General features: G+C 39.4%; 13 protein-coding genes, 1 pseudogene and 1 riboswitch. All 14 genes and pseudogenes read right to left on the bottom strand.

Annotation, left to right across the window (positions count from 1 at the left end):
- Window position 1 precedes the first annotated feature (1 nt).
- Complete coding sequence (locus HMPREF2619_RS01775) at window positions 2-460, bottom strand: CtsR family transcriptional regulator (protein ID WP_001211286.1); 459 nt, start codon at window positions 458-460, stop codon at window positions 2-4.
- Window positions 461-576: 116 nt separating this feature from the next.
- Window positions 577-1,305, bottom strand: a complete 729-nt coding sequence (locus HMPREF2619_RS01770) for an ABC transporter ATP-binding protein (protein WP_070458602.1) — start codon at window positions 1,303-1,305, stop codon at window positions 577-579.
- Window positions 1,305-2,315: an ABC transporter substrate-binding protein gene (locus tag HMPREF2619_RS01765; RefSeq protein WP_070458599.1), complete on the bottom strand. Its 1,011-nt coding sequence runs from the start codon at window positions 2,313-2,315 to the stop codon at window positions 1,305-1,307. Before HMPREF2619_RS01765 ends, HMPREF2619_RS01770 begins: the two co-directional genes overlap by 1 nt.
- Before the next feature lie 36 nt (window positions 2,316-2,351).
- Window positions 2,352-3,110: an ABC transporter permease gene (locus HMPREF2619_RS01760; protein WP_070458596.1), complete on the bottom strand. Its 759-nt coding sequence runs from the start codon at window positions 3,108-3,110 to the stop codon at window positions 2,352-2,354.
- The gene (locus HMPREF2619_RS01755) at window positions 3,073-3,363 is read right to left on the bottom strand and encodes a thiamine-binding protein (protein WP_000647682.1); all 291 of its coding nucleotides are present in this window, start codon (window positions 3,361-3,363) and stop codon (window positions 3,073-3,075) included. The genes HMPREF2619_RS01760 and HMPREF2619_RS01755 overlap by 38 nt, the downstream gene beginning before the upstream one ends.
- A gap of 72 nt (window positions 3,364-3,435) precedes the next feature.
- Window positions 3,436-3,540, bottom strand: a riboswitch (TPP riboswitch).
- A 107-nt stretch (window positions 3,541-3,647) separates the two neighbouring features.
- A complete protein-coding gene (cls, locus tag HMPREF2619_RS01750) occupies window positions 3,648-5,180 on the bottom strand; it encodes a cardiolipin synthase (protein ID WP_070458593.1) in 1,533 nt (510 codons plus the stop codon).
- A 170-nt stretch (window positions 5,181-5,350) separates the two neighbouring features.
- Window positions 5,351-6,295 (bottom strand): 3-oxoacyl-[acyl-carrier-protein] synthase III C-terminal domain-containing protein, encoded by a 945-nt coding sequence (locus HMPREF2619_RS01745; protein ID WP_070458590.1) that lies wholly within the window; start codon window positions 6,293-6,295, stop codon window positions 5,351-5,353.
- A 14-nt stretch (window positions 6,296-6,309) separates the two neighbouring features.
- Entirely contained in the window at window positions 6,310-7,572 is a 1,263-nt protein-coding gene (locus HMPREF2619_RS01740; RefSeq protein ID WP_070458587.1) for a F390 synthetase-related protein, read from the bottom strand.
- Window positions 7,550-8,365 carry an MBL fold metallo-hydrolase gene (locus HMPREF2619_RS01735; protein ID WP_070458584.1) on the bottom strand — a complete coding sequence of 272 codons (816 nt, stop codon included), beginning with the start codon at window positions 8,363-8,365 and terminating at the stop codon, window positions 7,550-7,552. The genes HMPREF2619_RS01740 and HMPREF2619_RS01735 overlap by 23 nt, the downstream gene beginning before the upstream one ends.
- A complete protein-coding gene (locus tag HMPREF2619_RS01730; RefSeq protein WP_070458581.1) occupies window positions 8,340-9,320 on the bottom strand; it encodes an NAD-dependent epimerase/dehydratase family protein in 981 nt (326 codons plus the stop codon). The genes HMPREF2619_RS01735 and HMPREF2619_RS01730 overlap by 26 nt, the downstream gene beginning before the upstream one ends.
- Window positions 9,320-10,591 carry a glycosyltransferase gene (locus HMPREF2619_RS01725; protein ID WP_070458577.1) on the bottom strand — a complete coding sequence of 424 codons (1,272 nt, stop codon included), beginning with the start codon at window positions 10,589-10,591 and terminating at the stop codon, window positions 9,320-9,322. Before HMPREF2619_RS01725 ends, HMPREF2619_RS01730 begins: the two co-directional genes overlap by 1 nt.
- 184 nt (window positions 10,592-10,775) lie before the next feature.
- Entirely contained in the window at window positions 10,776-11,927 is a 1,152-nt protein-coding gene (locus HMPREF2619_RS01720) for an iron-containing alcohol dehydrogenase (RefSeq protein ID WP_049503855.1), read from the bottom strand.
- A gap of 145 nt (window positions 11,928-12,072) precedes the next feature.
- A pseudogene (locus tag HMPREF2619_RS01715) lies at window positions 12,073-12,492 on the bottom strand (RbsD/FucU family protein); the annotation flags it as partial.
- Window positions 12,493-12,714, bottom strand: a complete 222-nt coding sequence (locus HMPREF2619_RS01710) for a hypothetical protein (protein ID WP_049503858.1) — start codon at window positions 12,712-12,714, stop codon at window positions 12,493-12,495.
- Window positions 12,715-13,078: the final 364 nt, after the last annotated feature.

Here is a 13,078-nt window from a genome sequence, read left to right as displayed (position 1 = left end):
TCTATTTTCCTTTTCTATCTACCTCTTGTAATAACTGACGGAGCATATTGGCACGGATAAGATTGGCATCATCGCCTAAAACTCGGTCTGTCGCCATTGCTAATAATAGATTCATCTCCTGACGAGTCACTAAATCCTGCTCAAACAAGAGTCTTAAAACATCTTCAAAGATAGCTAGGCTAACTTCTTCACCTACCGAATACAGTAAATCGCGGAGCATTTCATGGTGGTTTGAGAATTCAATCCGACCAATGCGAATATAACCGCCACCTCCCCGCTTACTTTCAACTAAATAGCCTCTGCTTTCAGTAAATCGAGTCTTAATCACATAGTTGATCTGGCTAGGCACGACTTGAAAGGTATCCGCTAATTGGCTTCGTTGCAATTCAACCATACCCGACTGCTCCAAAATCGCCTTGATATAGGCCTCTATATGGTCTGATGTATTTTTAAATCTCATAGAACGCCACCTCTTTCTTTGAACCTTGACTATCTTTGACTATTATACCGAATTTTTCGATTTTTTAAAAGAAAAAGGGGCTGGTAATGAAGAATCCTCACCAACTCCCTGTCTTTCTAATTATTTAAGCCCAATTCCGCTAAGATTTGGCGTTTATAAGCAATTTTTTGAACTTCCTTGTCCTCATCTTCAGACCAATCTAGTTTGACTTCAGATACAATCTGTCCGGGGCGATTTTTTAAGATATAGATGCGGTCACTAAGATTAAGGGCCTCCTCGATACTATGCGTAATGATGAGTGTCGTCAGGCCTAGCTGTTTGTGAATATCAAGATACCAAGCGTGGAGCTCCATCTTAGTCATCTCATCCAAGGCACTAAAGGCCTCATCTAGAAGAAAGAGCTTATGTCCAAAAAGATAGGTACGAAGTAAAGCAACACGCTGACGCATCCCACCACTAAGCTCATGAGGATACTTGTCCCGTATTGCCGTCAACTGAAAGGTAGCAAGGATTTCATCTGCTTTCGCAACAGCTTCTGCCTTATCCACCTTTTGAATCAAAAGGGGCAGGATGATATTACCAAGTACCGTTTTATGCTCCAATAGCAGATCCTTTTGGAGCATATAACTCACGCGCCCCTTGGGATTTTTCTCCCCATCAAGCACAATTCTACCTGACTGGACTTCTAAAATCCCTGCAATCAGGTTAAAGAGAGTGGTCTTTCCTACACCACTGGGGCCTAGGATAGAGACAACTTCACCTGAAGTTACCTGTAGGTTAATATCCTCTAAAATCTTTTCATTGTCGTAGGCATAGCTTACGTGTTCTAGTCTAATTTCTGTCATTATTTTACAAATTCGTTAGTAAATCCTTTATCTGTCAAGTCTTCCTTGAGGATACCATTTTCTTTATCCCATTTGTAGAAGGCATTCCAGCGGTCAGCATCAAACTGTCCCCATTTTTCCTTGTCGCTTGCATATTCTTTTGACAAGTATTTTTGAGATTCGATGACGAAATCACGTTTATCCTTTAACTCAGGGGCATTCTTGATGAGGATATCTGCAGCTTCTTCTGGGTGCTCCATAGCGTATTGGTAACCTTTTTTAATAGCTTGAATGACTTTACGAGCTTCTTCCTTATTATCTTTCAAATAATCATTGTTTGCGATGATAACTGGTGAATAGTAGTCAAATTCTTTAACATAGTCTTTCAAATACATAAAGTTAGCATCTACACCTTGAGATTTAGCAAGGATTCCATCCCAACCATAATAAATCCAGGCAGCATCAAAAACGCCATTGGCAATCGGTGTAATCGAGTTTGAGTCGTTGTTTGGTACTTTTTCAACCTTCTCAAAGTCTCCACCTTGAGATTCTACCAAGGTTTTCAACATCGCAAGCTCAGTTGGGTCATTCCAAGTTCCGTATTTCTTACCAACCAAGTCTTTAGGGCTATTGATATTGTCAGACTTACGAGAGATAATCCCTGATGTATTGTGCTCAACGATAGCTGCAACGGCAGTAATACCTGCTCCTTTTTCCAATTTCTTAGCCATGTAATCTTGGAAATAGATAGCAAATGGCGCCTTACCATTGATCACCAAGTCAGATGAACTTTCTTCTGGTGGCAATTTCAAATCAACATCCACTCCAGCTTCTTTGAAATAACCTTTTTCCTTGGCAACATAAAGCCCTGTATGGTTGGTATTGGGGGTCCAGTCTAGGATAAGGTCAATTTTTTTGAGTTCTGCTTCTTTGTTGTTATCCTTAGAAGCTGTTCCTTGCCCACAAGCCACAAGCACGACAGCTAGAAGAGCTGTTACAATCGTTAAAAACACTTTCCATGTATTCTTCATTTTTATTTCCTCTTTTCTTTTTACAAAACGCTTCTTTTAAGTACGTTTCCATTTAATCACATATTTTTCGCTGATATCAACTAGCTTCATCCCCAGAAGACTGATCAGTGATACCAGAATAATAATGGCAAACATGGTATCATACTGAAACAGTTTTTTGGACTGAATCATGTAGACACCTAGTCCTTCAAAGCCTCCCAACCACTCAGATACCACTGTTGTGATAAAGGCATAGGAGACGCTAACCCTAAGTCCTGCATAAAAGTAAGGCAGGCTGACAGGGATTTTAAAATGCCACAGAATTTGCCAAGGATTGGCTCGCATCAGACTAAACAAGGTCAGCATATCCTTGTCACAATGCCTAAAACCATCTAAAATACTGACGATGATAGGGAAGGTTGTCGTCAAGATAATCAAGACAATCTTGGGCAAAATTCCATAACCCAACCATAAAACTAGGATAGGGGCTATGGCAATGGTCGGTATGGTCTGGACAACCACCATCATGGGGTAAATCAGGTCATTGAGCCAACTCAGACTATCCATAAGGACGGCCATGATACAGGCAATCAAGACACCCAGCACCAAACCTAGTAAGGCTACTCTCAAGGTTGCCCAACTATGGTACCAGAGAAATTCTCTATCACGAACAAAAGACTGGAGGATTTCAAGTGGCGTCGGTAGGATGAACTTTGGTAAGAGTTTTAAGAATCCCGCCACCTGCCAAACGGATAAGACACCTAAAAATCCTAACAGACTAATATGCCGTCTCATTATACTTTTCAAGTTTCTCATCGATGCTTAAAATCTCTCCTACATTTATTTTCACATTGGCAAAAACATTGTCTGCTCCTTGCCCCGCCACTTCTAACGCTTCTTTGAGAATGCGCATAAGTTCATCAAACTCTCCCTCTAAAACTGTTTCAAATGGTGTCACCACCATGGTCACTTCTTGAGCTTGCAGATAAGCAATGACCTTATCAATTACAGCTATGCGGTCAATCCCCTGTGACAGGGGCAGAACTTGTAAAGCAATGCTTGCTTTCATTCAAACCTCCTTTTAATTTACAGTTTTTCTTTATGAAAAAAGAAAAACCTCTTTCATATATGAAAAAGGTGCAGAATTAGGCTAAGTATCGTTCCTACGCTGGCATTACCCAGATCAGGTGCGGTCGAAGTTTAACACTTCCTCTCAGACTGTACACAGACTCCCATATATTATATGGACATATGATAACGCAAAACAAACAAGATGTCAAGGAAACTGCTTACAGAAAAAGAGACGGCAAACCGTCTCTTTCTCTAATTATACAGATGAACTAGCTCTTTCAATTAAAGCATAGGGGCGAATAACTGAGCTACTTCTTTGATTAATGTTTGATACCAAGTAGGCTTGATTGTTCCAGGAAAAATTTCTTGCGATACTTCAAAAATCTCTTCAAAGTCCTTACGAATATCTGCAATCGATGGTGTTTCGTACAATAAAACTGCATTTTCATAGTGGTGAACCAAGCTGCGATAATCAAGATTTATGGTTCCAACAATCGCAAATCGATCATCAACAATCATTTGCTTACTATGGATAAAACCAGGAGTATACTCGTAGATACGTACACCAGCAGACAAAAGATCAGGATAAGACCCTCGAGTTACTAACTGGATGAGCTTTTTATCTGGGATAAATGGAGTTATAATTCTCACATCTACACCTCGCATAGCCGCATTTTTGATATCCTCTGTCAAATCATAATCAATAATGAGATAAGGCGTGGTGATATAGACAAAATCTTCCGCTTGATTAATCAGATTTTGATAGACGATTTTACCCACCTTCATTTTATAGATAGGCTTAGGCCCACTTCCATACGGGATACAAAGACCACCTCCTGGTCGTGTCTGATTTTCCAAATGATACTGATCAAAGTCACTAATTTCTCCACGGTTAATGTACCAGTTCATGAGAAATAGTCTGGTAAAGGCTTGAGTCGCCGGGCCATCTATCCGAATCCCACTATCTTTCCAGTGTCCAAAACGTTCAATCTGATTGATATATTCGTCTGCAAGATTAATCCCACCAGTATAGGCAATCTGCCCATCAATGACCAAAATCTTACGGTGGTCACGGTTATTATAGGCCACTGTCATACGAGGAATCACCTTATTAAACTTATGAGCATCAATCCCTTTAGAACGCAAATGAACGGTATAATCCCCAGGCAAGGTCACCATACAACCAATATCATCGTAGAGCATCTTGACCTCGACTCCCTGAGCAGCTTTTTCTTCAAGAATTTCAAGCATACTATCCCACATCAAACCTTCGTCAACAATGTAGTATTCTAGAAAAATAAATTTTTCAGCCCTCTTCAAATCCTCGAGCATCTGTTGCCACATTTCTTCTCCATTAGCAAAGAATTGTGAGTCTGTATGGTCATAAACCTCTGCATTACTATCCATATGTAACAAGGCATTGATAATACCGTAGGCAGATTTATCAGTTTCTTGTAGGATCTGATGAAGACTATGCTCTCGCTTTTCATGAGATGCAATAGAACGAAGTTCCTGCAGTTGTTTGAATTCCTTTTTTGATAACCGACGCTCACCAAACATGATATAAAGTAAGGGACCAAAAACAGGGACAAAAGTGACAATCAACCAAGTCACCTTGCTCTCAGGAGACATGGAACGATTAACAATGGCTAAAACAGTTGCCACACTGACAAGGAATACAAGAGTAACCCAAACAAATGGAGCAATCTGACTCATGTAAAGAATGACTGCAAAAACTACAAATAATTCTATCAGAATTATCGCAATGCTAAAACCATACTTGGACATCAATAGTCGCAATTTTCTAGTTCTCATAACTCCCTCTCAATTTCTAAGTCTACTCCCTAATTTAACGTCTGAAAACGCTTGTTACCTTCTAGTATACTTAGTTTAGAAGAACTTAGCAAGTCTTTTCTGTTTAGGCCGATAGTTCTCCAACTGAGGTGAACAATAAAAAGCAGGCCACATACATGCCTGCTCTTATATTACAATTTTAATGCCAACATATTGACCGTCATACCAGCTGCAGTTCCCATCAAGAAGATGGTATCTTCTTCTTTTACATAGCCATGATCGAGTGCATAGGCTAAACCAAAAGGTACCGCAACTGAAACCATATTTCCATAATCCGTAACGAGATTAAGGTATTTGTCTTCGTCTACACCCAGTTTTCCCATGACCAAAGGAAGAGCGCGACTAGCTTGGTGGGGAATAATATAGTCTACAGCATCTTTAGAAATACCAGATTTCTCTTGGAATTCTTGGAACATTTCTGGAATGACACGAGCTGAAAGCAAGAGGATTTTCTTGCCTTTCATATCAAACATAAAATTTGTCTTGGTCTCTTCAGAGTACTCTTTTGGCTGATAAGAAGTTAAGCCTCCACGAATCTCTGTATCGTGAGCCCCCTCTGACCAAGTACGTTGAAGACTCGCAATTACTCCCTTATCCTTATCACTTGATTGGAAAATAAAGGCTGCTGCCCCATCACTAAAGAGTTCAAAACTTTCTTTTTGCTTTGGATTAAGACCCAAGCTACCAACTTCACTAGATACGATCAAAACACGACGGTATTCCCCAGCTTCAATCAAATGTGACATGGTTGATAAAGCAGAGATAAAACTTGTACAAGTCGTATTGATATCCATAGCTGGGATAGAGAGCCCTTTTGCCACGCGCTCATGAATCAAAGCTGCCGTACAAGGAATCGGCTGAACACCAACCGCACTAGCTGATACCAGGCAATCAATATCTTCGATTTTTAAATTTGCCTTTTCAAGGGCACGCTGAATCGCTACTTCTGCTAGATCTAGCTGGGTCTCTTCATTTTCAACCACACGATAACGGGTCTGGTCTTTAAATTGTACCGTATTTTTTGGCAGGCAAACTCCATAACCTGCGATTTCTACATGTCTTTTTACTTCTGTCATTGTCTATTGTCCTTTCATAAACGTTGGATACGTTTGAGCTTACGACTTGTATCCCAGTGATAATCTGAAAATTGTATTTCAGGTTCTTTAAACTCTTTTTGTTGCGCCAAAAGTAGAAACTGCTCTGTAATCGCTGTTTCTACTTGTTCATCTCTTCGACTCAAACAAACTTCCACTAGCTTCTCAGAGTGTTGTTTGACTTGGTAATCTCCAACATTCTCCACAAAGAGAATGCAACGTCTGATAAAGTCAGGATAAATCGTTACCTGACCTCCATCTTGTCCATCAAAATAGAAGATGTCGTCAGAACGCCCTTCGACCTTGTCAATCCTTGTGTAATGAGATCCACATGGACAAGCTTCAGGATTCTCAACCAAGATATCGTTGAGCTGGTAGCGATAAACAGGCTGACTGCTCCGCTTAAAATCAGTAATGACTGGATAAAAACGTCGGTCATCCAAGTAGTGCTTTTCTACAAATATGATATCTTCATTGAGATGAAGATTCCCAACAGAGCACGTACAAGCTAAGAAACCTTCGGTTGCCTGGTAGACTTGGTCAATAATCGGCAACTCAAAAGCGCTCAAAATTCGCTCTTTATCACTATCTTCCAAGATTTCAGCCACCGAAACTATTTTTTGTGGACGAATCCTTAATTCTCCTATCTTTAGGCGCTTACTCAATTCAATCAACATAGAAGCAGGTGCCACTACAATGGTCGGTTGATAACTATTGAGACGCTCTATGTGCTCATCTGTATTCTTGAAAATATCAAAGTACTCTAAACGAATAAGTGCCGTATTGATGGTCTGATAGAGTTCATTATCCGCTCTGAGGAAAAAGGCTATGCGGTGTCCAAAAAGTTGGCCCTTAGGCAACATCTTTGCCAAGATAGCTGCTGCCCACATACTTCGCTCTTTTTCGGTTGTGATAAAGAGTCCCCGATGCCCGGACGTTCCTGAGGACAAACCGACAGCTATTTCTCCTTTAAGCTCTGTAAAATTTCGAGTTTTTTCACTTTCGATAGCCAAATCCAAGGCCTCGTCTCGATCCACTCCTTGGGTGTTGAGCTCATTGAAATGACTCATCATAAAAGCCTTGTCCATGTGGTCAAAGTCACTAGGTACACCATTTTTAAAATAAGGTGACTCACGTTTGAGAAAGTCCATATAGGCAGCCAGTTGCTTTTTCTGATAGTTTTCTAATGCTTCTCGAGATCTAAAGTTATGAAGCCAGCGAGTTTGGATAAAAGTTTTAAGAAAGGTTACTTTTTTCATACAAAATCCGCTCAATCCTTTCTACAGGGTCATGGCTGACTAGTACTTCTATGCCATCTTTTAAAACCTCTTCCAGCAACTCTGTTCCCTTGATATAGGCTTCCTTGTTGTCCTGCACCAAGGAAGGAATCAGGTGCATCTGTTTGGTATAAGGTAAGAGGTCTATTCCCCAACAAAGATCTGCCGCGATAAAGAGATCATAGTCTGGAATAAAGAGACAAGCTTGCCCCTTGGCATGCCCATCTATCGAAGCTACAAGGATACTTCCGTCTCCAAAAAGATCGATGGTAGGGCGATACTTAAAGTTAGCATTTTGCTGATTTGCCTTGATGACTGTCAATCTTTTCTCGAAATCACTCGGCAAAAATTCTTTAAAAATTAAATCTTTTAGTTTTGGTTTCTTATAAACATCATAGACTTCCTGGGTCAGGATAAAGTTTGCATTCGGAAAGAAGCTAGCCCCTCCCAAATGATCTGGATGTAGATGAGACAACAAGACATAGTTAATTTCTTCTGGCTTGATCCCTTTATCTTTTATCAAATGTAAAATCTGATCCTTGTCCGTCATTTGAACAGGCGTTCCTAAACGATACAAGCCATAACGAAGTTTCCTCTTAATATCATAGTGATAACCAGTATCATAAAGCAGATAACCCTTTTCTCTATGCTTAATTAAAAAGACACCTGCAGGGAAAGTCATCTTTCTATTCTTGACCCCCTTAAAAAGCAAACCAGCATAACTAGTACAATATCCTGCTGGGAAATACTCAATGCTTTCGATAATCTTGGACATATTGTTCAATCCCTTCTGAAATACTAATTTTCGGATGATACCCCAATTCCCTCTCGGCCTTGCTAATATCCAGCGTTTGACTATAGCGAAGCAGATAATAGGTATATCGAGTTAGAGGTGGTTCCCCTTTAAGGTTCAAGGTCTTGTATATAAATTCTAAACTACTTGCAATTCCTGATAAGAGAGATGCTGGAATTTTTCTATATTTGATTGGATAACCCAGACCTGTCAAACTTTCCTCTAGCAAATCTCTAAAAGCCCTCGGTTCACCATTAGTAATGTTATAAACCTCACCTTTAGCTTCTGGAGCTTCTATTGCCAAACGGATTGCCAGAGCAACATTTTCCACACAAGTCATGTCCATGAGCTGACGCCCATCCCCAATCAAAGGAATTCCTATTTTTTGACTAAGATTGATCACACGTGGCAAAATACTGGTATCCCCAACCCCAAAAAGTCCCCGAGGTCTCAAGATGATACTCGGAACATCTGGATAATCTTTAAAGAGTTTCTCCGAAGCCAATTTACTACGGATATAGTTATTGAGATTATTTTCCTCTGGAGCATCACTTTCTTTGATAGCCAACTGATCCTTAGGAGCAGCATAGATGCTTGGTGAGGATACATAGACTAAGCGCTGAATCCCAGCTTGGCGACAAGCTTCGAGAACATATTTAGTTCCTAAAACATTGGTCTGATAAAAATCATCCCATGGCCCCCAAACTGTTGACAGGGCTCCCGCATGAACAACCATGTCCATCCCTTGACAAGCCTCTAATAAATCTTCTGCCTTTGTCAAATCCCCCTGAAAAAAACTGACAGAAGAGTCTTCCAAGGATTGCCCTACCTGACTATTTCTACCAAAGGCTCTTACTTGATAACCATGTTCTACTAGTTCTTCTACTACATATTTACCCAAGAAACCAGTGGCTCCTGTAACTAATACTTTTTTCATCACTCTTTCTCCTTAGTTGCTAACAGGCGGTGGATTTCACCTTCCAATATTTCTGTCGGATGATAAGATTGTGCGACTTGGCGGAGATTCTCCAATTCTGTCCAATTTTCTTTAGCCAATAGCCTATCAAAGGCCTGCCCAATCTCCTTGCTATTATCTCTTTTAGCTGTATAAGCAACACCCGCTTCCACACCCCGAACGGCATAATCAAATTGATCATAATCATGAGGCAATATCAAAGCAGGTTTGCCATAAATAATGCACTGATAAAAGATACCTGCTCCACCATGATGAATGACATAGTCCATCAGAGGAATGTATTCCTTGTAAGGAAGATAAGAAACAACGGAAAGATTCTCCATAAGATTCTCACACTTGAAAGGTTGTCCACCAACTCCACGAGTTACAAAAAAGTGACAATCAGGATAAGCTTTTGCAAGTTGCGTAGCTTGATAAATAAGATTTTCTTTGGCCCAAGCTAGTTGTGTCCCACAAGTTACCAAAACCTTCTTGCGATTAGGAAAAGCCGATAAATCTAAAGGATAATCCTCTACAGCCTCAACAGAAGCGCCAAAAGGTCCTACCCAGCAATAGTGCTCTGGAAATCCTTTCTTCAACTCCACTTCTTTCATCCCAATACCTAAGATAGAATAGGGAGAATAAATAGTTTCTTGATCAAGTTGATTATATAATCTAAAATTATATCTCTTTAAACGATCACGAAACGAAAAAGATACAATCCGTTTCACTAAATGAGTTATTTTTCTTCCAAGAAACTGTTGTAAAACCTGCCAGTTATTCTGAGGAGTCCCCATTCCTCCAAAGAAACAAGGAGGTCCCCCTGTCGTTTCAACCGCAAATTGGGTCGCCATAGTTGTTATCCACGGAATCCCCATCTGCTCAGCTACAAGTCCACCAGATAGTGTGATAAAGTCCACTATGGCAATATCCGGACGATGATTTGTCCATTCTTGGATTAATTGGTCCGAAACTAGGTTAATCAAATCAAGACTAGCAGACAACTGCCGATAAGCTGAAAAAATTCCTAACTGCTCCTTATTGTTGGCAGCTTTTTCAAATTCCTTTACGTGTCCTTCTAAAATGGGAAGAACTTGAAAACCAACCGCCTCTGCAACAGCCTTTTTCTGAGGACCTGTAAATAAACGTATCTCATACTGAGGATTTTGTAATAGTGGTGCAAGTAAATTCATCGTAGGATAGAGATGCCCACTTAAGGGAAGAGCCACTACATCGATTTTGATTTTCTTCATAATCCTAGCATATCAAATTTTCCAAAAAAGAACTATCACAAGGATAGTTCTTCTTAAATATTATTGGTTTTAAATCATAGGAATAGTATTTGATTCCCTAATACATTATTTGAATATTCGGGAGGAATTCATAATGTAAGAATCTTAAATTTACTATCCCTAAAAAATTCCAAAGTAGCTTTGCTTAGAATAATTCCTTATAGAAAGCAATGGTTTCTTCCAAAGTTGGCATGAATGGATTACCTGGTGCACAAGCATCAATCAAGGCATTCTTAGAAAGGTATTCAAAGTCAAAGTCTTTTTCTTCGATACCAAGTTCTGTCAATTTCTTAGGAATACCGACAGTTTCAGAAAGTTTTTCAATTTCAGAAATAGCATAAGCAGCACATTCTTCATCTGATTTTCCTTCGATTTGCATACCCAAGGCCTTAGCAACATTACGGAAGGCTACAGGTACACGTTTGGCATTTTCACGCTCAACAACTGGCAAAAGCATGGCACAGCAAACACCATGAGGCAAGTTATAGACAGCACCCAATTGGTGAGCCATTGAGTGAACATAACCAAGTCCAGCATTGTTAAAGCTCATTCCTCCAAGGAAGATGGCATTAACCATACCTTCACGAGCTTCGATGTCGTGACCGTTTTCTACTGCACGTGGAAGATATTCTTTGATCAGCTCGATAGCTCCGATAGAGAGTTTCTTAGTCACATCATAAGCACCTGGTGTTACCAAAGCTTCAACAGCGTGAGTAAGAGCATCCATACCAGTAGCAGCAGTCAAAGCTTGAGGTTTTGAAACCATCAATTCAGGGTCATTAACAGAGATAAGAGCAAGACTGTTCTTATCAACCATTACCATTTTAACCTTACGTTCTTCATCAGTGATAACGTAGTTGATTGTAATTTCTGCTGATGTACCTGCAGTAGTATTGATCGCTACAACAGGAAGGCCTTTTTGAGCAGACTTATGCAAACCTTCATAATCCTGTGGCTTACCACCATTAGTAGCGATTACAGAAATACAGCTAGCTGCATCCTGTGGAGAGCCACCGCCGACAGAGATGATAAAGTCACAGTTATGCTCTTTCAAAGCAGCGACCCCATCCATGACATTTTTACAAGTAGGGTTAGGTTCAACATCACTAAAGATAACGTAAGCAATCCCTTCATCATCTAAAGGTTTTAAAATTTTTGGCAAGATATCACTTGATTCGATATACTTATCTGTCACCAAAAGAGCCTTAGTATAGCCCAACTCCTTAACATAAGGACCAACTTCATTTACCACACCTTTACCAATAAGGTTGACTGCTGGAACGTAAAATGTTGCCATATTTTTTCCTCCTTGCGTTTTTCACGCTTTATATTTAGGTTAATTATATAATATGTTTCTTATATTTTCAAATATTTGTGATTTTTTTAACAAATAAATCGCAAAGGAAGGGAGTGGGAAGCCCCACATCCCCCTTATTTTTTTTCAAAACGCCTTTTTTCAGGATAATATTTCCATAAAGAGCACTTTCTCCAGTTTGAATCACTAAATAAGATTTCTCTGCCTGATCGTAAAATTCAAAACGTTCAAACTCTTTGATAGATGCACCTGTATGATACTTGCCTAGTAAGGTTTTATATTCATCCCAAATAACTGGAATCGTTGGATCTCCTGGTACAACCTGCATAAGGCCTGCTTGATAGTCACTGTATGTATCGAGAGGTAGTAGTTGCAAAATAGCATCCAAAATCACAGGAACTCCATGACCATCACAACGAACAACGCGTTGTCCAATCCTGTGAGCTGGGAAATTAGCATCAGCTATGACTAGCTCATCTCCATGTCCCATCTCCATTAGATACTTAACTAGCTCTGGGCTAATAATTTTAGGAATATTCTTTAACATTTACTCCCCCTTCTCTACTAATGACTTGAAAAACTGTTGACTAGTTTCGACATTATCCAAATCTTCTACTGCATAACTTTTCAGTAATTCTGATTGTCGAATGAGGTTTTGTGCTTCCTCTCTTGATTGAACAATTCCCAAAGTCAACAATTGAGACAAAACATTTATGCGAGATTCTTTGGTAAGACTATAATTAAAACTAAAGTATATAATTCCTTTCATACTAAAACGAGTATTTAACAAGATACATATTTTTTCCTTATATAAAAATCACCGATTCAACCCATTATGATTGAATCGGTGATATATTTTATTTCTTACTAAAATTTTATGTTCCTAATACAGTTAATGACTATTCAAGAGTTAATAATAATACGACAAAAATAGAGTCCATAATTCAAAAAGTTGTTTTATCCACTGCTAAAATATCAAAAAGGAGAGGACCCGATTAAACTCTTTCAAATTGAATTTTTTTCATCATTCTACAGCAGTTGACACAATGAAAAAAGATTTATAATAAATAAAAAAAGAACAACTAGTGTTCTTACTCTTGTAACATCAATCGGGAAGACAGGATTCGAACCTG

Origin of the sequence: Streptococcus sp. HMSC074B11 (genome assembly GCF_001808705.1) — a bacterium.
GTDB lineage: Bacteria > Bacillota > Bacilli > Lactobacillales > Streptococcaceae > Streptococcus.
This window is presented reverse-complemented; position numbering and strand designations above follow the sequence as displayed.

Coding starts and splice junctions, on each gene's coding strand:
- HMPREF2619_RS01775 (WP_001211286.1), bottom strand. CDS start 460: ATGAGATTTAAAAATACATCAGACCATATAGAGGCCTATATCAAGGCG.
- HMPREF2619_RS01770 (WP_070458602.1), bottom strand. CDS start 1,305: ATGACAGAAATTAGACTAGAACACGTAAGCTATGCCTACGACAATGAA.
- HMPREF2619_RS01765 (WP_070458599.1), bottom strand. CDS start 2,315: ATGAAGAATACATGGAAAGTGTTTTTAACGATTGTAACAGCTCTTCTA.
- HMPREF2619_RS01760 (WP_070458596.1), bottom strand. CDS start 3,110: ATGAGAAACTTGAAAAGTATAATGAGACGGCATATTAGTCTGTTAGGA.
- HMPREF2619_RS01755 (WP_000647682.1), bottom strand. CDS start 3,363: ATGAAAGCAAGCATTGCTTTACAAGTTCTGCCCCTGTCACAGGGGATT.
- cls (WP_070458593.1), bottom strand. CDS start 5,180: ATGAGAACTAGAAAATTGCGACTATTGATGTCCAAGTATGGTTTTAGC.
- HMPREF2619_RS01745 (WP_070458590.1), bottom strand. CDS start 6,295: ATGACAGAAGTAAAAAGACATGTAGAAATCGCAGGTTATGGAGTTTGC.
- HMPREF2619_RS01740 (WP_070458587.1), bottom strand. CDS start 7,572: ATGAAAAAAGTAACCTTTCTTAAAACTTTTATCCAAACTCGCTGGCTT.
- HMPREF2619_RS01735 (WP_070458584.1), bottom strand. CDS start 8,365: ATGTCCAAGATTATCGAAAGCATTGAGTATTTCCCAGCAGGATATTGT.
- HMPREF2619_RS01730 (WP_070458581.1), bottom strand. CDS start 9,320: ATGAAAAAAGTATTAGTTACAGGAGCCACTGGTTTCTTGGGTAAATAT.
- HMPREF2619_RS01725 (WP_070458577.1), bottom strand. CDS start 10,591: ATGAAGAAAATCAAAATCGATGTAGTGGCTCTTCCCTTAAGTGGGCAT.
- HMPREF2619_RS01720 (WP_049503855.1), bottom strand. CDS start 11,927: ATGGCAACATTTTACGTTCCAGCAGTCAACCTTATTGGTAAAGGTGTG.
- HMPREF2619_RS01710 (WP_049503858.1), bottom strand. CDS start 12,714: ATGAAAGGAATTATATACTTTAGTTTTAATTATAGTCTTACCAAAGAA.